At 56.1% G+C, this 19,489-nt stretch carries 21 protein-coding genes and 1 tRNA gene; 12 read left to right on the top strand and 10 right to left on the bottom strand.

All coding sequences use genetic code 11. The features are described 5' to 3' along the window. Positions 1 to 102 precede the first annotated feature (102 nt). Positions 103 to 1,809 carry a potassium/proton antiporter gene (locus NH344_RS05525; protein ID WP_054641126.1) on the top strand — a complete coding sequence of 569 codons (1,707 nt, stop codon included), beginning with the start codon at positions 103 to 105 and terminating at the stop codon, positions 1,807 to 1,809. Positions 1,810 to 1,867: 58 nt separating this feature from the next. After that, positions 1,868 to 1,958 (top strand) — tRNA-Ser (locus NH344_RS05520). Positions 1,959 to 2,449: 491 nt separating this feature from the next. Here the strand turns inward: NH344_RS05520 and NH344_RS05515 are convergent. The 3 genes from NH344_RS05515 to NH344_RS05505 form a co-directional block, all read right to left on the bottom strand. Beyond that, positions 2,450 to 2,722 carry a BrnA antitoxin family protein gene (locus NH344_RS05515; RefSeq protein WP_044629138.1) on the bottom strand — a complete coding sequence of 91 codons (273 nt, stop codon included), beginning with the start codon at positions 2,720 to 2,722 and terminating at the stop codon, positions 2,450 to 2,452. Then, positions 2,700 to 2,975: a BrnT family toxin gene (locus tag NH344_RS05510; protein WP_044629137.1), complete on the bottom strand. Its 276-nt coding sequence runs from the start codon at positions 2,973 to 2,975 to the stop codon at positions 2,700 to 2,702. The genes NH344_RS05515 and NH344_RS05510 overlap by 23 nt, the downstream gene beginning before the upstream one ends. 525 nt (positions 2,976 to 3,500) lie before the next feature. Next, on the bottom strand, positions 3,501 to 4,388 hold the full coding sequence (locus NH344_RS05505) for a LysR substrate-binding domain-containing protein (protein WP_044629136.1): 888 nt from the start codon (positions 4,386 to 4,388) through the stop codon (positions 3,501 to 3,503). Positions 4,389 to 4,518: 130 nt separating this feature from the next. Here NH344_RS05505 and NH344_RS05500 point away from each other — a divergent pair, with 130 nt between their 5' ends. Both NH344_RS05500 and NH344_RS05495 read left to right on the top strand, forming a co-directional pair. Continuing rightward, on the top strand, positions 4,519 to 6,114 hold the full coding sequence (locus tag NH344_RS05500) for an NADH-quinone oxidoreductase subunit L (protein WP_044629135.1): 1,596 nt from the start codon (positions 4,519 to 4,521) through the stop codon (positions 6,112 to 6,114). Continuing rightward, positions 6,111 to 8,474, top strand: a complete 2,364-nt coding sequence (locus NH344_RS05495) for a putative inorganic carbon transporter subunit DabA (protein ID WP_044629134.1) — start codon at positions 6,111 to 6,113, stop codon at positions 8,472 to 8,474. The genes NH344_RS05500 and NH344_RS05495 overlap by 4 nt, the downstream gene beginning before the upstream one ends. Positions 8,475 to 8,486: 12 nt before the next feature. Here NH344_RS05495 and NH344_RS05490 read toward each other — a convergent pair whose 3' ends face one another. Beyond that, a complete protein-coding gene (locus NH344_RS05490; RefSeq protein WP_044629133.1) occupies positions 8,487 to 8,702 on the bottom strand; it encodes a hypothetical protein in 216 nt (71 codons plus the stop codon). Positions 8,703 to 8,852: 150 nt separating this feature from the next. Between NH344_RS05490 and NH344_RS05485 the strand changes: the two genes are divergently transcribed. The 5 genes from NH344_RS05485 to NH344_RS05465 all read left to right on the top strand — a co-directional run bounded on the left by NH344_RS05485 (position 8,853) and on the right by NH344_RS05465 (position 11,060). Then, the gene (locus NH344_RS05485) at positions 8,853 to 9,533 is read left to right on the top strand and encodes a Bax inhibitor-1/YccA family protein (RefSeq protein WP_044629132.1); all 681 of its coding nucleotides are present in this window, start codon (positions 8,853 to 8,855) and stop codon (positions 9,531 to 9,533) included. Between the two features lie 101 nt (positions 9,534 to 9,634). Next, positions 9,635 to 10,024 (top strand): sulfurtransferase complex subunit TusD, encoded by a 390-nt coding sequence (gene tusD / locus NH344_RS05480; RefSeq protein WP_044629131.1) that lies wholly within the window; start codon positions 9,635 to 9,637, stop codon positions 10,022 to 10,024. A gap of 12 nt (positions 10,025 to 10,036) precedes the next feature. Next, the gene (gene tusC / locus NH344_RS05475) at positions 10,037 to 10,402 is read left to right on the top strand and encodes a sulfurtransferase complex subunit TusC (protein ID WP_062361175.1); all 366 of its coding nucleotides are present in this window, start codon (positions 10,037 to 10,039) and stop codon (positions 10,400 to 10,402) included. A 12-nt stretch (positions 10,403 to 10,414) separates the two neighbouring features. Then, a complete protein-coding gene (gene tusB, locus NH344_RS05470; RefSeq protein ID WP_062361177.1) occupies positions 10,415 to 10,705 on the top strand; it encodes a sulfurtransferase complex subunit TusB in 291 nt (96 codons plus the stop codon). A gap of 4 nt (positions 10,706 to 10,709) precedes the next feature. Next, positions 10,710 to 11,060, top strand: a complete 351-nt coding sequence (locus tag NH344_RS05465; protein WP_044629128.1) for a TusE/DsrC/DsvC family sulfur relay protein — start codon at positions 10,710 to 10,712, stop codon at positions 11,058 to 11,060. Between the two features lie 15 nt (positions 11,061 to 11,075). Here the strand turns inward: NH344_RS05465 and NH344_RS05460 are convergent, their stop codons facing one another. Together NH344_RS05460 and NH344_RS05455 are read right to left on the bottom strand one after the other, a co-directional pair. Then, positions 11,076 to 11,708: an XRE family transcriptional regulator gene (locus NH344_RS05460; protein ID WP_044629172.1), complete on the bottom strand. Its 633-nt coding sequence runs from the start codon at positions 11,706 to 11,708 to the stop codon at positions 11,076 to 11,078. Between the two features lie 69 nt (positions 11,709 to 11,777). Further along, positions 11,778 to 12,719, bottom strand: a complete 942-nt coding sequence (locus NH344_RS05455) for a histone deacetylase family protein (RefSeq protein WP_074210578.1) — start codon at positions 12,717 to 12,719, stop codon at positions 11,778 to 11,780. A 106-nt stretch (positions 12,720 to 12,825) separates the two neighbouring features. Here NH344_RS05455 and NH344_RS05450 point away from each other — a divergent pair, with 106 nt between their 5' ends. Next, positions 12,826 to 15,573 carry a bifunctional acetate--CoA ligase family protein/GNAT family N-acetyltransferase gene (locus NH344_RS05450; RefSeq protein WP_253027610.1) on the top strand — a complete coding sequence of 916 codons (2,748 nt, stop codon included), beginning with the start codon at positions 12,826 to 12,828 and terminating at the stop codon, positions 15,571 to 15,573. A gap of 77 nt (positions 15,574 to 15,650) precedes the next feature. Here NH344_RS05450 and pdxH read toward each other — a convergent pair whose 3' ends face one another. Then, positions 15,651 to 16,295, bottom strand: a complete 645-nt coding sequence (gene pdxH, locus NH344_RS05445) for a pyridoxamine 5'-phosphate oxidase (RefSeq protein WP_044629125.1) — start codon at positions 16,293 to 16,295, stop codon at positions 15,651 to 15,653. A 196-nt stretch (positions 16,296 to 16,491) separates the two neighbouring features. Here pdxH and NH344_RS05440 point away from each other — a divergent pair, with 196 nt between their 5' ends. Next, entirely contained in the window at positions 16,492 to 17,178 is a 687-nt protein-coding gene (locus tag NH344_RS05440) for a cytochrome b/b6 domain-containing protein (protein ID WP_044629171.1), read from the top strand. Here the strand turns inward: NH344_RS05440 and NH344_RS05435 are convergent. Genes NH344_RS05435 through NH344_RS05425 form a run of 3 tightly spaced genes read right to left on the bottom strand, consistent with a single transcriptional unit; the run spans position 17,175 to position 18,728 of the window. Beyond that, positions 17,175 to 17,570: a DUF2069 domain-containing protein gene (locus tag NH344_RS05435; RefSeq protein WP_044629124.1), complete on the bottom strand. Its 396-nt coding sequence runs from the start codon at positions 17,568 to 17,570 to the stop codon at positions 17,175 to 17,177. The genes NH344_RS05440 and NH344_RS05435 overlap by 4 nt on opposite strands. Next, positions 17,567 to 18,193 carry an NAD(P)H:quinone oxidoreductase gene (gene wrbA / locus NH344_RS05430; protein ID WP_253027609.1) on the bottom strand — a complete coding sequence of 209 codons (627 nt, stop codon included), beginning with the start codon at positions 18,191 to 18,193 and terminating at the stop codon, positions 17,567 to 17,569. The genes NH344_RS05435 and wrbA overlap by 4 nt, the downstream gene beginning before the upstream one ends. A 58-nt stretch (positions 18,194 to 18,251) precedes the next feature. Beyond that, positions 18,252 to 18,728 carry a gamma-glutamylcyclotransferase family protein gene (locus tag NH344_RS05425; RefSeq protein ID WP_253027608.1) on the bottom strand — a complete coding sequence of 159 codons (477 nt, stop codon included), beginning with the start codon at positions 18,726 to 18,728 and terminating at the stop codon, positions 18,252 to 18,254. A gap of 147 nt (positions 18,729 to 18,875) precedes the next feature. Between NH344_RS05425 and smrA the strand changes: the two genes are divergently transcribed. Beyond that, positions 18,876 to 19,466 carry a DNA endonuclease SmrA gene (gene smrA, locus NH344_RS05420; protein ID WP_044629121.1) on the top strand — a complete coding sequence of 197 codons (591 nt, stop codon included), beginning with the start codon at positions 18,876 to 18,878 and terminating at the stop codon, positions 19,464 to 19,466. Positions 19,467 to 19,489 lie beyond the last annotated feature (23 nt).

The following is a 19,489-nucleotide window of genomic DNA, read 5'->3' as shown; positions in this document are numbered from 1 at the left end:
AAAGCATCTGGCTAGTCCCTTGCATAAACCTAGCGAACACGCTCAGTAAATTCAGCAACGATATGCAATAATAGAACGGCATTAATGTAGAGATGGAGAGACATGGACGCAATTTATACGTTCTTCCTAGTGGGTGGTTCCCTAATGGCGCTCAGCATCCTCGCAAGTCGTCTCTCTTCCATGGTGGGCGTACCGATACTGCTGATTTTCTTGGGCCTCGGGATGTTGGCCGGAGAGGAAGGCCTGCTAGGCGTCGAGTTCGATGATTATTCCATGGCCTTTACGATCGGCCATCTAGCGCTCGCCATGATTCTGCTCGATGGTGGGTTGCGCACGCGTCTTAAAACGTTCCGAGTCGGGTTTCGTCCTGCGCTCTCTCTGGCGACGTTCGGTGTCTTCATTACCAGTGCCATCGTCGGCGTCATTGCCATGTGGGTATTTGATCTCTCCTTGGTGCAAGGGCTGCTGGTAGGTGCCATCGTCGGGTCTACCGATGCTGCGGCGGTCTTCTCCATGTTAAGCGGACGGGGAGTGAACCTTAACGAACGGGTAGGGGCGACGCTGGAAATCGAATCGGGTACCAACGACCCGATGGCGATCTTTCTAACACTGATGCTGGTAGAGCTGCTGGTCGGTGACATCGGCGCTGTCAGCGAAACGTTGCTGTTCTTTGTTTCTCAGTTTGGTATTGGGTTGGCCGTCGGCATTGGGGGCGGATGGCTTAGCGCTAAACTGCTCCGCTGGCTGGACTTGGCACCTGGTCTTTATGCCATGCTGGCGCTGGCACTTGGCTTTAGCGTGTTCGGGTTGACCAGCGTGCTGGGAGGCAGCGGCTTTTTAGCGATTTATCTAGCGGGCCTGATGATTGGTAATCAGCCAGGCCGCCACCTCAATTTCATCCTGCCCGTACACGATGGTTTGGCCTGGTTGAGCCAAATTGGCTTGTTCTTGGTGCTGGGATTGCTGGTGACGCCCAGCGAGCTTTGGGACGTGGCCCTGCCCGCTGGCTTCGTTGCGTTGGCGTTGATCTTCGTTGCTCGCCCGCTGGCCGTCTTGATTAGCATTAAACCCTTTTTCAAATTCCGTTGGCGCGAAACCCTCTTCATTGCCTGGGTCGGCCTGCGCGGAGCCGTTCCGATCGTGCTCGCCATTTTTCCAGTGATTGGCGGAGTCGAAAACGCGTCGCTCTACTTTAATGTCGCCTTTGCGGTGGTGCTGATGTCGCTGCTGATTCAAGGCGGCTCTCTCACCCTCATGGCCCGCTGGCTGAAAGTAGAAGTACCCGCGGGTACCATGCCCAACCGTCGCGGTCCACTGGGCATCCTGCCGGAAAACGATTTTGAAATGTTCGTCTACACGGTAGAAAACCAGGACTTGGACGATGTGCCTATCCGGCTGCTGCGGTTTCCCTCCGGCGCCTTGATCTCGGCGTTGTTCCGCAACCATGTCATGCTCCACCCCAAAGGCAGCACCCGACTGAAACTGGGGGATGTGGTCTGCGTGATTGGTCGCAGTGAAGACCTGGTGGCCCTGAATCGCTTGTTCAATGGCGATGCCAAGCTCAAGCAAGAGCGCGCCTTCTTTGGCACCTTTACTTTGGACGGCAACGCCCAAATGCAAGACATCGCTCAAGCCTACGGCTTGACTCTGAGCCCCGGCGAGCAGGAGATGACCCTGGCCGAGTTCGTCTCTCTGCGGGTAGGCGGCCACCCAGTGGTGGGGGACGACGTGGACTGGCACGGCATTCACTGGGTCGTCAGTGAAATGGAAGGCGGCGACATTACCCGGGTAGGCTTAAGGCTCTACTAATTTATTCAAAAGGCGTTGACTTACAAGGAGAAGCTGTTAGTATACGCACCCATAAGCCGGAGGGATGGCAGAGCGGTTGAATGCACCGGTCTTGAAAACCGGCATAGGTTAATAGCCTATCCAGGGTTCGAATCCCTGTCCCTCCGCCATTATTAAAAAAGCCCGTAGAGTCAACGACTTGCGGGCTTTGATTTTTTTTGCATTCTAACCACTTTTCTAACCATTTTTTTGAGAGCTATTCTCAGGTAGTCATACTGGATAGATTTCCAGTTTCATGGTGAAAAGTCGGTTCCCTCCTGACCTTCTTTCTAGCCTTTCATTCTGCTGGGCACCTAACCGATATGGGCCGCCGCGCTGTAGCGAGCGCCACCGATCCCGCCGCTAGTCAGCCGACACGCCCCGCCGAACTCCCGCGGGGGGGCGTGCGGGTGACAAGTAGCGCTGAAATTGATGTGAGCGAGCCGCACCGGGTGCGGTTGATTGTTGTTTAGCCGAAGTCTCAAGCATTCGATGCTGTGGAGGTGGTGGTCATAGCCAGCCGTAAAAGGTGACGATCCGCACCTTTTACGCTGAAACTATGGGCAACGCATTGATTTAGCGTAATTCCTTCAGAGAATCGGAATTATAGCCACGCGCCACCTTAACGGCTGTGGCTGTGCTCTTGAATGTAAGTCTTTAGCGCCTGATCTATGCGCCGTTGCCAGCCTTCCCCTTGCGCCTTGAAGTGCTCGATCACTTCCGGCGATAAGCGGATGGAAGTCTTTACCTTGGTGGGTGCCTGCTGGCGGCCACGCTGACCAATGGCGCGTTGTAGGTTAGCGGGCAACACCTCAGACATAGGGCGCATCTGCTTAACGTCCTGGTCTGTGAGTTCTCTTACTTCACCGTCTTTATTCGTGAGCCGCGTTTTCATAGCGCCTTACCTCCCGTGTGTTGGCTTTCCTCAGGCTGATAACCCGTATGCCGCCTTCAATGGGCGTAAAGCACACCACGTGTACCCGTTGCCCGATCTTGCCCAACCCGATGAAGCGCTGTTCTGGATAGTCGTAGCGGTCATCTTCATGGAATAGCGCGCCGTCCCAATCAAAGCGTTCAACCGCTGTGAAAGGTAAGCCGCGCTCCTCCTCATTGCGAGCGCTTTTGTTCGGGTCAAAGTCGATTATCATGTTATTTAATTGTATGGACAAAAAGAAAGAAAGGAAAGTTCTATCTAGCTGGCGCTAGGGTCATAGCTACGCCGTTGTTTGCTGGGGTAGGGTATTCCATTATTAGCTTGGGCTGCCTGGCCACCGCTTGAAAGCGGGCAAGCCGGGGAAGGTAAAGCGCCCACCTACCTTAGTGTGTTGCGGGGGCTGAGCGTGTACGAGCGCAGGTGGGCGATGAAGCCTTGCGCCAGCACTGCCGCGCTCAGCTCGCCAGGTTGTTGGCCCTGAGGCGGCTAACCCAACGCGGGATGTGATTAAAGATTGGGCGCAGGAGACGTTCACCGCTACCCACACCTATCAACAGCCCAGCGAGCATCATGGGATAGCACCGTCTGCTCGCGCTTGCGATGGGGCCTTGGCAGCTTTGCTTAACTGGCATTGGTAGCGAATGGGGTGAACAGTATGCCGGGTATTTAGGCGGTGCCATTGAAGCCGCCGAGCGGGGTGTGGCGGGCTTGTTGGCTAAGTAGAGCGCTTGCCTACGCGCTAATCCAACAGCGATTCGCCAGAGCGAGTGAGCAGCGCTTTTAGGCTGGGGGATTCAAACCGGCGTTGAATGGTAATGGCGTAGAATTCTTCCCATACGCCGGGCAGCGCGCCGTAATCTTTTAGCGTGCCGTTGTGCAGCTCGTCACGTACTACCACGGGGGGCATAACGGCAATGTGCTGCGTGTCCCGCGCCAGTAGGCGCATCATTGCCATGTCGTCGACTTCGGCGGCAATCTTGGGCGTTAGCCGGTAGTGGCTGCACAGCTGGTCGAAGGCGTGGCGAGTGGCGTTTTCAACCCCAGGCAGAATAAACGCGTGGCCGTTTAAGCCTTTGGGAAAAGCAGGGGGCGGCGAGAGGTGGGGTGCTGCAATTAAACTTACCGGCTGGCGCGCTAACCGCTGGGAGCGCCAGGGGTGTTCACTATCGCCACGCACGGGTTGGTTAGAGAGCACCACGTCTAGCTTGTGGGCCGAAAGCCGCCTTAGCAGGTCATCCAGACCACCGCTTTGCAGTATCAAATCTAGGTCGTCTCGGCCCAGCAGCGGCCGTACAAATCCTTCCTGAAAGTTGCGCGATAGCGTGGCCACTGCCCCGACGCGCACCACTTCGCGATGGGCGTGGCCGCCTTCAGCAAACAGCGCGCTCAGCTCTTCGCCTTGGGTGAAGATGGTTTCCGCGTAATCAAACGCCAGCCTGCCCGCTTCGGAAAGGTGCAGCTGCCGCCCTTCGCGAATAAACAGCGCTTGGCCTAGGCGCTCCTCTAGCTGGCGAATTTGCTGGGAAAGCGACGACTGTGACACGTGCAGCGCTTCGGCCGTGCGGGTCAGGTGGCCTGATTTCGCCACTTGCCAAAAATAGTAAAGGTGATGGTAGTTGAGCTTCATGGCAGAGGGGCCTCAGGCTGCGTGTTGGCTATTCGTTCTGTTTTAAAGAACGATTATTGAAAAATAAACTATTTTTTATATGGTGGCGAGCTGGGCATAGTTTGTGGCATACGACTGAAGGGGAAAGGCTATGCCACATTTTATCAACATAACGGTGCTATCACTGCTAGCGCTGTGGTTACTGGTCCCGGTTTCGCTGTTAGTGATGGCGGGCGTCAGCGCACGGGCCAGCACGCCCGCATCGCTGAAGCGCGCTTGGCAAATAGGCCGCTGGTTAACGGCAAGTGCGCTGGTCGCGAGCCTAGCGGTGGGCGGGCTACTGGTGCTGGATGCGCTGGGTGTACCTACCGGCTTGCCCGAAGCCGCTCAGCCGCTGGGCTTGTATCCGGATGGTTTGGCCGTGTGGATGGCGCTACTGATCAGCTTGTTAGGCACGGTGCTGCTGCGTTTTGCAGAGAACTACCTAAAGGGCGACCGTGGCGAGCGTCGGTTTTTGCCCTGGTGTTTGGTGGTGCTGGCAAGCGTGATGCTGCTGGTCTTTACCCATCACTTGGTCGTGATGCTGATTGCCTGGGTGGGAGTGAGTGTGGCGCTGCACCACTTATTAACGCTCTACCCTGAGCGTGTGGAAGCCCAACGGGCGGCATGGCAAAAATTTGTGGTTAGCCGTATAGGCGATGCGGCGCTGGTTGTAGCGGTAGTGCTTTTATATGCACGTTTCGGTACCTTTCAGCTACCTGAGCTGTTTGCGGCCGCTGCGGCGTCCTCTAGCGGCTGGCAGGTGGAGGCCGCCTCAGTGGCGCTGGCCATCGCGGCACTGTGCAAATGCGCCCAGGTGCCGATGCATGGCTGGTTGATCAAAGTCATGGAAGCCCCCACACCGGTTTCCGCGCTGCTGCATGCGGGGGTGATTAACCTGGGGGGCTTTGTGTGGCTGCGTTTGTTCCCGGTGTTTGATGGCCTAACGCTGGGCCACTACCTGCTCATTGCGGTGGGTGGTTTTACCGCACTGGTCGCGGTGATGACGATGCTGACCCAAACCTCCGTCAAGCATGCTCTGGCGTGGTCTACCTGCGCGCAAATGGGCTTTATGCTGTTTGAAATTGGCGTAGGGGCGTACACCTTGGCGCTGGCTCACCTGTTGGCGCACTCGCTTTACAAAGCTCACTCCTTCTTGGCGTCTGGCCGTACCGTGAGGGCCTCGCGCTGTGAGCGCCTGCCGCTTGCACCGCTGCGTCAGCGTCTTTCTCTTGCGCTGCCTGCGGCCGCTGTCGCGGCGATGGTACTGATGCTGTGGCCCTCGCTGGTTAGCCATAATCCGCTGCTGGGTGCACTGCTTAGCTTGGCGGTGGGCAGCACGCTGTTGGGCATGCCGGTGGGCACCGCCAAACCCAAGCGTTTAGCGCTGGTAGGAATGGCGCTTGCCCTGGTGCCGTTGTATGCCTTGCTACACAGCGTGCTGGCACCTGCACTGCCCAGCGCCTACACGCCCTTAACACTCACGGCAGGACTTTTAGGGACACTGATGCTGGCAAGCCTAGTGTTGGCCGCTGGAGCCGTCACGCTGTTCCCTCAGGCTGCCTGGGTAGCCCGCTGGCGCGTTCACTTTAGCCAGGGGCTTTACCTGGCACTGCCGTTTCAGCGTGCGGTGGATGCGGTAGCCCCCATTCGTGCCTGGTCGCGTCCTTCATCGCTTGCCCCTGGTTTAAAAGGAGAGTGGTCATGAGTCAGCCTATTGCCGTAGACACATCCTCACACCATTCGTCAGTGCCGTCGCCAGAGCAGTATCGCGATGCGCTAAAGCGCGCGACCGACGCCATTGCCCCGGTGTGGCCGCTGGACCAGTGGATTGCGGTCAACCCCTGGTGGGGCCTGAAGCATCAGCCCATTGAGCAGGTGAGCCAAGCGCTCAGCCGCCGGGCCGGGCAGCCGATGACCATGCCTGCCGAGTTTTATCGTAATGCTTGGGAATCGGGCCGGATTACCCCGCAAGACCTGCAGCAGGTGCTGCGCCAAGGCGGCTACGCCTATAGCGAGCAGAGCTTAGTGAGCTACTTGGCAACACCGCCAAAGCCGGTAACGCCGCTACGCAGCGCCTGGGATTCCCTGGCAGGGCATGATGGGTTTGACCCGCTGGCGGAAAGCTGTGCCAGCTACTTCGATCACCATCAACAGCGCTGGGCAAGCCGTTTTGTGCCTTCGCTTTATCACTTCTGGAAAACGTCGGCACAACACGATCTGCGCTGGCCTAAAGCGCAGCGCCAGGCGTTACAAGCTCTGCCAGATGACCCCACAGCAGCGGTTGAGCAAATAGCTGAGGATTGGGCGCTCACCCCAGAAGCGTTTGAGGTACTGGCCCACACCCTGTTGTTACGGATTAACGGCTGGGCTTCCTGGTGCCAAGGCATTGGTTGGCATACCGCCCACCAGCAGGCAGAGGCGGGCATTACCCAGCTGGCTGCCATGGTACTGGCATGGGAGTGGATAGGCGTTGACCAGCTCACCAGCATCCAACAGAGCGAGTGGTTTGCCCAGTGGCAAACCGCCGATGCGGGCATTACTTCTGCGCATGAGGCGCTGTGGTGTTGGCAGCATGCCTATGAGCTGGGCTATCAGCGGGCGCTAGCCATAACGTTAGCCGCGCCGAGTGCCGAGTCTTCCTCCGCTCCCAAGGTACAGGCTGCGTTCTGTATCGATGTACGCTCTGAGCGGTTCCGTCGCCATTTAGAGCAGGCCACCCCTACCGTTGCCACATTAGGCGTCGCGGGGTTCTTCGCTATGCCGGTGGCCGATGCGGCTACAGGGCCTGAGCGTGCCCAGCCCCGCGTGCCGGGGTTGTTAAAACCGACTTATCGGGTGGGCTCGTTGCAGCCGCAGCAGCGGGGCGTTCAGCGCTATCAAAAAGAGAGCCTGCGCCAAAGCGTGCGCCACGCGAAGTACGCGCCGCTTTCAACCTTTACCCTGGTGGAAACAACCGGCATTGCCTGGGGCTGGAAGCTGATTAAAGACAGCCTGCGTAAACAGGCAACCGTGCCCCAGTGCGAAGCGCCCGCCGGGCTTTTTCACACCTACGACGGCGAGCCAATTGCCCGCCATGAAAAAATAGCGCTGGCGAAAAACCTGCTAACGCTGCTGGGAACCCCCACGGCGTCGCTGCTGGTGCTGGTGGGCCACGACTCCCAAAGCGAAAACAACCCGCATCACGCCGGGCTGACCTGCGGGGCCTGCGGCGGGCAGGGCGGCGGCATGAATGCGCGAGTGGCCGCTGCGCTGCTGAACGACCTAGAAGTACAGCAGGCCGTACAACACGCAGGTATGACGTTGCCCAGCCCTTTTCACGTATTGGCCGCCACCCACTGCACGCTCACCGACCGCGTGCACGTCTATCGGGATGAGCAGATGCCCGAAGCGCTAGAAGACGCGCTGGCCGCATTTGAAAGCGGTGTACACGTGGCGGGTGAGGCTACTCGTCTAGAGCGGGCACCTGACCTGGGGGTGGATGACGCCGACCCTATTGAGCGCCTGAAAACCTTCGCTACGCGCGGTGCCGACTGGTCGCAACCACGGCCTGAGTGGGGGCTGGTAAATAACGCCGCGCTTATTTTAGCGCCACGGGCGCGTACCCAAGGGAAAGCGTTGGAAGGGCGCGCGTTCTTGCACGACTACCACCCAGAGCAAGATCCAGAAGGCAAGGTGTTAGAAGGGCTGATGATGGCACCGATGCTGGTGGCCAGTTGGATCAACCTGCAGTACTACGCGTCTACCGTGGTGCCTGGGCTGTACGGCGCTGGCAATAAGCTGCTGCATTCAGTGGTGGGTGGCCATGTGGGCGTTATTGAAGGTAATTCGCCCCAACTGCGCATTGGCCTGCCGGAGCAGTCGCTGCGCGATGGCGAGAAGCTTCATCACGAGCCGTTGCGCTTAACCGTGGTGATCGACGCGCCCAGAGAACGCATCGAAGCGATTATTGAACGCCAGCCGGTAGTGGCCGATTTAATCAACCACCGCTGGCTGTGGCTCACCCGGATGGGGGATAACGGCCTTGAGCGCTATTCGCCAGAAGGCTGGCAGCCGGTTGCCGTTTGAGGGGCGAGCTACTCAGCGCTGAGGCACGATGAGCACGCTGCCTTTAGCGTCTTCTCCAGCGGAGACCAAATAACCTTCAAAACTCTCGCCATTCAGGCCGTAAGTGATGTCTTTGCCGCTAGGGGTATAGCCATAGACCGTTGTGGAAAGTAATAAGGTGGAAAAGGTAAGGGCAGAAAGTGTAGAAATACCCGTTACTGAGAGGGGAGTGGGGATTTTAAAGCGCATTGTAGTGTCCAAGTCGATGTGGGAGTTAAAGCATGCCGAGAGGAGATGCGTAAAAACGTGCGGATTGCGTGGAAGACAAAGACTTGCGTCTGGAACTAGGTAACGGCATGCTTGTCCGTTGATAGTATGACTACTAGGGAGCATAGATACATGGCTTTTAACGATTCGAATATGGCAAGAACGCAAACACACAGTTCGGTGAGTAGTGCGAGCGCCAATAAGGTGTTACGCAACACATACGCGCTGCTGGCAATGACGCTGCTGTTCTCTGCCGTCACCGCGGGTGCCTCAGTGGCGATGGGCATCCAGCAGATGAATATCTTTGTATTCTTCATCGGTGCTTACGGCTTGATGTTCCTGGTTCACAAAACAGCTAACTCCGCAGTTGGACTGCTGTCGACCTTTGCGTTTACTGGCTTTATGGGCTTTACCCTGGGCCCAATTATTTCTGCGTACCTAACGTTGCCTAATGGCGGTGCGCTGATTATGAATGCGCTGGCTATGACCGGCCTGACGTTTATTGGCCTCTCTGCGGTTGCGTTGACCACGAAGAAAGATTTCAGCTTCCTCAGCAATTTCCTGATGGCAGGTGCCATCGTGTTGATTCTGGCGATGGTTGCAGGCATCTTCTTCAACATTCCTGCGCTGTCGCTGATGGTTTCTGCAGGCTTCGTGCTATTTGCGTCTGCCGCGATTCTCTATCAAACCAGCGAAATTGTGCACCGCGCTGGCGAGACCAACTACATCCTCGCTACCGTGACGCTGTACGTTTCTATCTACAATCTGTTCGTCAGCCTGCTGTCTATTCTGGGCATCATGAGCAACGATTGATTGGGTAGTAAGAACGCGATCACTTGATCGAAGTGACATCAATGACAGACCCTACTCAGTAGGGTCTGTTTTTTTTCGTTGAATTGGCACGAGATGATGCAATGGAGTACGGCTTATTAGTCATGGGTGCCCCCTACACAAGTGCGGCACCTCATTCGGCACTGCGCTTTGCTAAAGCAGTGATCAGCCGAGGCCATCAAGTGGCGGGCGTATTCTTCTATCAAGAAGGGATTCATAACGCCTCCAGCTTAATGACACCTCCGCAGGATGAACTCAACATGCGCGACGCTTGGATAGCGCTGCATCATGAGCATGGCGTGATGCTGGACGTGTGCATTGCGGCGGCGCTGCGCCGTGGCGTAATGAGTGAAGCTGAGGCAAAACGCCATGGGCAAGCGCACTTTAATCTGGATGCGCCATTTGAGTTAACCGGGTTAGGGCAACTGCTGACGCTTCAGCAGCGCTGTGACCGTTTAATCACATTTGCCTAGAGAGAGCGCCCAATGAGTCATGAACACGAACGGCTAGTGATTATTCGCCATGCCCCCTATAGCTCCAATGCCTTGAGAGAAGGGCTAGATGTAGCGCTGGTCGCTGCGGCCTTTGGCCAAACGGTTAGTCTATTGTTTCTTGGCCAGGGAGTGCTGGCGCTTCTCAAAGAGCAGGCAGCCGGTGCGCCAGGACAAAAGGCAACGCTACCGACCATTGATATGCTGGAGATGTATGATATCGATCAGCTGCTAGTGCCTCAAAGCGCGCTGGATGCGTTGAACTTGCAAGCAGCCCAACTAGTGGATGGGGCGACGGTAGTGGCCGACGATACCTTACCCGAATTGGTACAGCGTCACTCCTATGTCATGAATTTTTAAACGGGCAGCAACATGTTACATATTCTGAACAAGCCCCCGCACAGCGAAGCGGCCGCGCAGATGCTCTCTACCGTTGCGGAGGGCGATGGTATTTTACTGATTGAAGATGCCGTGCAGGCGTTACTGCATGCTGATTGGCAAGGTTGGGATGCGGCGGCTGATGTGAGCGTGTGTGTGCTAAAAGAGGATGCGGCTTCTCGCGGCTTAAGCGGAGCTGCGCTCAATAGCCAAGCAATCCTGGTGGATATGGAAGGCTTTGTCGAACTGACTGAGCAGCATACTAAGATTCTGTCATGGTACTAAATCAATGAGTGATGAAAATTTATACCGTTATCTTGATGCTAATAAACAAATCAAACTCGACCCTGAGGGGTATTTAGTAAAGCAAGGGGACTGGGACGAGGGGGTTGCCGATTTGTTAGCTAAGGATGAAGAGCTAACACTTACAGAGGAGCACTGGGAGCTCATTCGCGTGGTGCGGGATTTTTATGCCCGCTATGAAATGGCACCAGCGATGCGACCGCTAGTCAAAGCCACCAAGCAAGCATTAGGCGAGGAAAAAGGGCGCTCGGTCTATTTAATGAGCCTATTCCCCGGCAGCCCGCCGAAACGTTTGGCTCGTATTGCTGGGTTGCCGAAGCCCACGAACTGCTTGTAGTAAGCAACCTTAGCGCTAAACCAAATCCCCTCGGGTACACACCGATAGCACGACAGCATCGTCTTGGCTGGTAGAGACTAGGGCGTGGCCCATGTCACTATCGAAGTAGATGCTGTCGCCCTCGGCCAGTACCAGCGGCGCATAGAATTCTGTATAAAGCATGATGTCGCCGTGCAGCACCATCAAAAACTCTTCGCCATCGTGACGCACCCACTGGTGATACTCTTCGAAACTACGCGCCCGTACGATGGTTTTAAACGGAATCATGCGCTTTTGCGCAAGCTGATGGCCCAGCAACTCATGCTCGTAGGTGGGAGTAGGGTGCAACTGCCCTTTTCCTTTCCGCGTGAGATCGCGCCTACCCATGGTGTAGCGTTCGCGTTTGGGTGGCGTAAAGAGCTGGGGCAGGTCGATATTGAGACCACTAATCAGTTTCTGCACCACGCTAAACGTCGGCGACACCTGATCGTTCTCGATTTTGGAGAGCGTGGAGCGAGCAATGCCGGTGCGCTGGCTCACATCTTCCAACGTCCACTGATTGGCAAGGCGAATTTGCTTGAGGCGCTCGCCCAGGCGTAACGGCTCGACAAAAGGTTTGCGCCCTGACGCGATGCGCAGCGCTGCGTGCTCTTCAGAAGTGGCGGTCATAACGGTCACGTAGAATGGAGGCCAACATAGTGGCTGCATAGTACCACAGCTCCCTAACCGCGGGTGCGGCTAGGGAACATTGGTGAAGGGCAGGCCCAAGAGCGCTTTCAGGTGTGCTTCGGCACCGCTAGCCAATGACGTGGGATTGTAGCCACCCTCCAACACAGACACGACTCTGTTATCGGCGTAGAGCGCCGCGATTTCCATAGCCAAGTGTGTTACCCAGTAGAAATCTTCATCCTCTAGGCAGATGTCGCCCATAGGGTCATCTTTATGTGCGTCAAAGCCTGCCGATAGCATCACGAGATCGGGTTTGAACGCGTGCAGTGCGGGCAGCCACTGATGCTCTATCACGCGACGGTACTCCTGACTTGCCGTGCCTACTTCTAACGGCGTGTTCACTACGTTCTGCCATTCGCTGCGCAGGTAACGCCACGGGTAGAAGGGGTACTGAAAGCTAGTGCAAATCAGTACTTCGGGGTCATTTTTAAAAATATCGATAGTGCCGTTACATTGATGCACATCAAAATCGAGAATGGCGATGCGCTTAGCGCCGTATTTGGCCTTTGCGTGAGCGGCTCCCACGGCAATGTTGTTGTAAAAGCAGAAGCCCATCGCATCCGCAGCTTCTGCATGGTGCCCAGGCGGACGAACGGCGCAAAATACGTTATCTGCCTGGCGTTTAAACACCTGATCAACACCACGCACGACTGCACCTGCGGCTACTCGTGCGGCTTTTAGGCTATCTGGGTTCATCATAGTGTCGCTGTCCAGCGTGACAATCCCCTCTTTGGGAAGGCACTTTTCCAGCGCATTTAGGTGGCGAAGGGGGTGTACTCTTGCCAAGGCCACATCGCAGGCTTCTTTCGCATCGGCTTGCATGGTTTGCTGCAATAGCCCAGAGAGTGATAGGCGCGCACGAATTGCCTCCAGCCGCAGTGGGCTTTCAGGGTGTTCTGGCCCCATGTGGTGCAATGCGCAGTCGGGGTGGGTAAGGTAGGCAGTGATCATGCAAGCGCTCCGATAACAATAAAGCTACCTTAATCGCCACGGGGACTTGCGCGACAGTGTCAATAAGTCGTACACAGTAGTCATTCACTCCAGGGGAGGCACATTCGTGAGCACACGTTTTTTGCATCATTTTTTCGAACCTCGTTCGGCGGCCGTGTTCGGTGCCTCTGAAAAGCCTGAGTCCTTGGGTGGTTTGGTTTTGGGCAACCTTCAAGAGGGTGGTTTTAGAGGTAAGCTCTGGGCCGTTAACCTCAAGGGCTACGAGACGGTGTTTGGCGTTGACTGTGTGCGTACGGTTGATGAGCTGCCGGAAGTGCCAGACCTTGCAGTAGTGTGTTCGCCTATTGAGGGCGTCCCCAAACTGATTAAAAAGCTCGGAAAGTTTGGCGTAAAAGCCGCTTTGGTGCTCTCTGGTGGGGCCTACCTTGACCGTGAAGAGGGCAGTAAAGGCTCTATTCGTCAACGCATGCTGCAAGCTGCCCGGGAGTCAGGCATTCGTGTGCTTGGTCCGGAGTGTATGGGGCTGATTGTGCCCGGCAAAAAGCTCAATGCCTCCTACGCCAGCCAGCCGGTTAAAGCCGGCAGGGTCGCCTACCTAGGCCAGTCAGGGATGCTGGCCAACGCGATGATCGACTGGGCAGCGGGTCGCGATGTTGGCTTCTCCCATTTGATTACCGTAGGGGACAGCGTTGATGTCCTGCTGCCTGATTTGATCGACTATGTGAACCAGTTTTCCCCTGCTCAGGCCATCTTATTGCATCTGGAGCGGGTAACGGATGCCCAGCACTTTATGACCTCCGTACGGGATGCTTCCCGTAACCGTTTGGTGGTGGCGATCAAAAGTGGCCGCACGCCGCAGTCGGATATTTCCAGCATGCCCCCTACACCGGGAATCGCCAATCGCGACGTGGTGTTCGATGCTGCTTTCGCCCGTGCAGGCGTGGTTCGGGTAAACGATTCGGATGAAATGCTCGATGCGCTGGAAACGCTATCACGCATGAAGCCACTACACGGCGACCGTTTGGCGATTGTTTCCAACGGGCTTGGGCCTGCCATGCTGGCCATCGATAAGCTGATTAGCGCGGGTGGCAAGCTCGCTGAGTTCAGCCCAGACACCCAGGCGGCTCTGCATAAAAGCCAAGTGGATATGAGTAAGCCGGGTGAAAACCCTGTGGACTTAGGCGGTAACGCGACGCCAGAGCGTTTTGTGGAGGCGCTGCAAATCGTCACCGCTGACCCTAATGTGGATGCCGTGCTGGTAGTGCATGCCCCCACGAGGTTAGCGCCTTCCCAGGTCACCGCCCAAGCGCTGATCGATCACCGTAAAACCTTTAAGCGTAATTTACTCACTAGCTGGATGGGCTTGAAAGAAGCGCTAAATGCTCGCCATGTCTGCAACCTGGCAGGGATTCCCACCTATACCTCGCCTGAAAAGGCAGTGAAGGCGTTTATGCACATGGTGGATTACCAGCGTGTGCAGGCGCTGCTGCATGAAATCCCCCCCAGCCTGCCGTTTTCTACCAGCCCGGAAATACGTGCAGAATGCCGAGCACTGATCAAGCAGGCAAAAGAGCAGGGCAGGCAGACACTCACCCACTCTGAAACCGCGCAAGTGTTGGAGGCTTACGGCATTCCTACCTCCACCAGCGCCTATGTGCACTCGCCAGAAGAGGCTTTGGTGGTCGCCGAGCGCTTTCCGGGGCCCAAGGCGCTGAAAGTGGTTCATGAGGGTAACTGCCGGCCTTATCGCTATCGCAAGCACCCGCATAAAATTTCCGCTGGGCTGCTGCAAGACTTGGAAACGCCGGAGCAAGTCGCTGAGGGCGTGCGGCGGTTAGGCGATAAAGTACAAGAGAAATTTCCCGAACACGCCATTCGTGAGTACTGCTTACAGCCCATGCAGCGTGGCAAACACTCTATGCAAATTTGTGCAGGCATCACTCGGGACCCCGTGTTTGGGCCGCTGATCGTCTTCGGTATTGGCGGTTACAAGGTTAACGTACTTGCCGACCGCCAAGTGGCGCTGCCGCCGCTCAATATGAGCCTCGCCTCAGATGTAGTAGGCCGCACTCATGCGGCGTCATTGATTCGTGAGCACTCTGCCGACCCCGAGCGAGATATTCAGCACCTTTGCCAACTGCTGGTTAAGCTGTCACAAATGGCCTCTGACCTGACGGATCTGCGTGGTTTGGAGCTCAACCCGCTGCTGCTAAACCGTGACGGCATGCTGGCAGTCGATTTTGCGATGGATTTGGGGCACCCCGCACGCTTTGCGATCATGCCTTACCCGGAAGAGCTCAGGGAGTGGGTCACACTCAATAACGGCTGGCAGGTGGAGGTGCGGCCTATTCGCGCCGAGGATGCTCCGCTCATTACTACCTTCCACCGCCAGCTATCGGAAGAGAGCATTCGTTTTCGCTACTTCCACAACAAGTCGAACCTTACCCAGCGGGACCTCTCCATCCTGTCGCATATCAACTATGACCGGCAAATGGCATTTATTGCCGAGCATCAGCACGATGATGGCAGTAAGGAGATGCTGGGAGTGGTGAGGGTTTGGAATGATCCAGACAATATCCGCACTGAGTTCTCTATTATCATTCGGGATGATCTTCAGGGGCTGGGCATTGGCAGCCTGCTGATGAAGAAGATGATCGACTACTGCACCAGCATCGGCACGCTCGAAATGATCGGCAAGATCATGGTGGATAACCACCCGATGCGGGCACTGATGAAGCACCTTGGCTTCCGCTGTCGGTACAACATGGAAGAGCAGGTGATTGATGCAGTGTTACGGCTAAACGAACCCGACAGCGAGTGGCAACGGCACCGCTTGGAGAGCCAGCCGGATTAAGCCTAAGCCACGCTCAAACAAATGGCCTGCTGGAATACCGGCAGGCCATTTGTTGAATGACATGTCGCGCTAGATGATTAGGGCGCTAAACGGAACCGGCTCCACTCACCGCCATCACGGCGCTCATAGCGCAGGCGGTCGTGCAAACGGCTGGGTTGCCCTTGCCAAAACTCGATCATTTCAGGATTTACTCGGTAGCCGCCCCAATGGATAGGGCGCGGAATATCCTGGCCTTCGTAAGCCTGTTCAAAGCGCTTTTGACGCTCCTCAATCCAGTTGCGATCTGGAATGACCACGCTTTGGGTCGCGATCCAAGCCCCTAACTGGCTGCCGCGCGGGCGGCTGGCAAAATACTCGTCTGACTCTTCTGCAGACACTTGCTCCACTGGGCCTTCGATGCGTACTTGGCGTGATAAGGAGGGCCACCAGAACGTCAAGGCAGCATAAGGCACGTTGTTTAACTCGCTGCCTTTATAGCTATGGTAGTTGGTGAAAAACACCATGCCCTGCTCATCGAATCCCTTAAGCAGCACAACGCGTGCATGAGGACGACCCTGGCTGTCCACCGTGGCGAGGGTCATGGCATTGCCATCCTTGCCTTCGCTTTCCAGCGCTAAGCTGAACCACTCATCAAACATGACAAACGGGTTATCTGGGGTTTGCGCTTCTTCTAAACGCCCACCCTCATAGTCACGCCTGACGTCGGCAATCTTTCGTGTCATCGGTGAAGCTCCCTTGCAGTGATAAGTTGCATTATTGTCATGTTCGCTGGTCTACCGATAAAGCTCAAGTGTTGTTCGGTTTGTGGTTGCAAACGATAAGAGCAGTAGCAAAGCGTTAGCAGGCGCGCTGAATCGTTCTATGAGAAAACAGCAATAAATGAGAAACTCTACCAGTATGACGTTAGAGGATAGCTTGATGCAGAGTCGCACGACACGCATGGCCGTATGGGATAAGTTAATTCGTTTGTTTCACTGGTCCCTGTTGGCGGCGGTGGTGATTTCGTTTTACACCACCAAAACCACGGGGCAACCGTTTTTATTTCCTATCGAAGTGCATGCTCAGTCAGGCTACATCATTATTGGCCTGTTGGTGTTCCGTTTTATTTGGGGGTTGGTAGGCCCCCCCTACGCTCGGTTTAGCACTTTTTTATACGGCCCGAAGAAAGCGGCCGGGTACGCCAAAGCGCTGATAACACGGCGCGCACCGCACTATGCAAGCCATAACCCGGTAGGCGGATGGATGGTGGTACTATTACTAGTGTCACTGGGTTTTCAAGCGCTTAGCGGGCTATTTCTGAGCGATGATATTTTCTTTCAGGCACCGCTGTATGGGCTTTTGGGCCCATCAGTAGGTGACGTGCTAGCCCGGCTGCATTCGTTGAATAGCGACCTGTTGCTGATATTGATTGGTTTGCATCTGGTGGGTTTGGTTTGGCATACCCTGCAGGGCGAACGCTTAGTGCCCGCTATGCTGACGGGTGTGAAGCGTTTTTCAAACGTGCCAGCGGATGAAAAGCCTGCCGCTTACCGTGTACAAAAGCGCTATGCGACTGGCGCGTTGCTGGTAGCAGCAGGCGTGAGTGGCTGGCTCTGGTTTTATTAGCCGTTAAGGCGCTGCTGGCGGCTACGAAAGCGCGCATAGCCCATGCAGCCTGCAAACAGCGCCAGGGCTACTAAGGCCTCCAGAACGCCACGCATGCCTTGCCCCGGTAGCGTGGCTAACATAACGCCTTGGGTGAAGTAGAGCAGGCTGACGAACGCAAGCCAAGCGTGCCCACGAGCTCTCTGGCCAATAATAGACGGCAAGAACAGCACCAGTGGAAGCACAAACGCCACGACTGGCCGCCAGTTAAACGTATCGCCCTGTACAAAGAAGCCACGATAAATCACCAGTAGCAGTAGCAGCACAAAGCTGATGATTACTAACTGTCGTGCTTGTCGAGTTAATTTATCGAGCCCGTGTTTCTCCTCAAGCCCCTCTAACCACTGCCTCATGGTGTTTCCTCCAGGCGCATCTTGTGCATTGCCAGCGCTAGTTTCGCGAGCCGTTTACCTTGTGCCTTGCACAGAGCCCGTTCGTGCTCGTCTACCGGGCGATCACTGCGCGCCCCTGACACATGGCTAGCCCCGTAAGGCGTGCCGCCGTGCTGAGTGTTCAGCAGCTCGGTTTCACTGTAGGGAATGCCCGCATACACCATGCCGTGATGGAGTAGCGGTACCAGCATCGTCAATAGCGTGCTTTCTTGGCCGCCATGCAAGCTGGACGTGGAGGTGAAGGCGCTGGCGGGTTTATCAATTAACGCACCGTTCATCCAGAGGCTACTGGTGGTGTCGAGAAAATACTTTAACGGTGCTGCCATATTGCCAAAACGCGTCGGACTACCTAACGCTAGCGCGCTGCAGTGGCGCAAGTCATCCAGGCCTGCATAAACAGCCCCCTCCTCTGGGATCTCTGGATCCACCGCTTCACAGGTTGGCGACACTGCTGGCACGGTGCGCAAGCGCGCCTCAATACCAGGGATGCTTTCAACGCCCGCAGCTAGTTGGCGTGCCATGTCTGCAGTGGCTCCTGAACGGGAGTAATACAGAATTAATACGTACGGCGTGGCTTCACTCATGGCGTGTCCTAAACAGTAGGGGTGGCGACCGTCGGTGGGACTCTACGGCCACAAAAAACTAGTCGTATGTTACCAGAGCTATCTGGTGGGCAGGAGGGTGGATGTCGAGCTCACTTACCATGGGGAGTCGCACGTATACCCAGGCAGTACTACCATCCGCGAGTGTCTGTTCAACGCGTTCATAGCGAATGCCCAGCCGCTCGTAGCGGTCCAACCGCTGCAAGGCCTCGGGCGAAACGGTCAGCAGTAAGCCATCGACATGACTGTCTGCGTTGCGGGAAAGATCCAGCCCTTGGCGTTCAAATCCGTCTAGGCGGGCAGGCTTAGGCGAGCCTGAGGTGCCCATCACCACCCATCGAATGGGCAAGTAACGTAGCGTGCCATAAACAAAGACCTGGTGCGTGCGCTGTTCGATGTCCGGCAGCTCTTCCGGGCGTTCGTAGAACCATGGGCTAAGCATGGTCAACCATAGCCAAGTGGCCACTCCCATTAGGCAGAGTAGCGAGACTACCACTAACCGCTTTAACCAAATCATGCTGATGTCCTAGGCAACGAATGGCTATCTAGGGTGAAGAACTGACCGCCGTAAGACAAGTCTTAAGCAGTGTCGGTGATTTTGCTACGATAAGCATCGTCGCTTAGGCATCAGACTAAGCATCGGACCCTATCGGAGGAGCCTGTTATGAGCCAGTCACTTCGTGATGAGATGGATTTCCGCGCACTCGTTGGCGATGTGAAGCCACTTCCCCAGCGTAACCGTGCAGACACAGGCCCCCAACGTCAACGGCCCTCAGAAGCCCAGCTGGCCAGACGTGAAAGCGCTGCAGAGCGCTTAGATGAGCGTAATTTTTTATCCGACGACTTTGTTGATCTGCTGCCCCCGTTTGATCCTATTGAGTTTCGCCGAGAGGGCATTCAACAAGGGGTCGTCGATAAATTAAAGCACGGTGGCTACAGTGTGCAGGCGCAACTGCACATGCTACGGCGCCCGCTGGCAGAGTGCCGGCGAATGCTGTTTCCCTTCATCCAAGAGGCCTATGCGCACGACCTGCGCTCGGTATTAATCGTTCACGGCCGTGGGCGGGAGCTGGATAGCCCGGCCAACGTACTGCGCTCTTATATTGCCAAGTGGCTCACTCAGTTTGATGAGGTGCAAGCCTATGTATCGGCTCAGCCCTCCGAAGGGGGATTAGGCGCAACCTGGGTGATGCTGCGAAAAAGTGATCGCGCCAAAGCCAATAATCGCGAGCGCCAGCAGAAACGGCGTGGTTAAACCAAAAACGCCGACAAGGGCTG

This window comes from Halomonas sp. Ps84H-12 (assembly GCF_024124725.1).
GTDB lineage: Bacteria > Pseudomonadota > Gammaproteobacteria > Pseudomonadales > Halomonadaceae > Vreelandella > Vreelandella aquamarina.
Note: the sequence above shows the minus strand (reverse complement) of the source record. Positions and strands in the feature narration are given on the sequence as shown.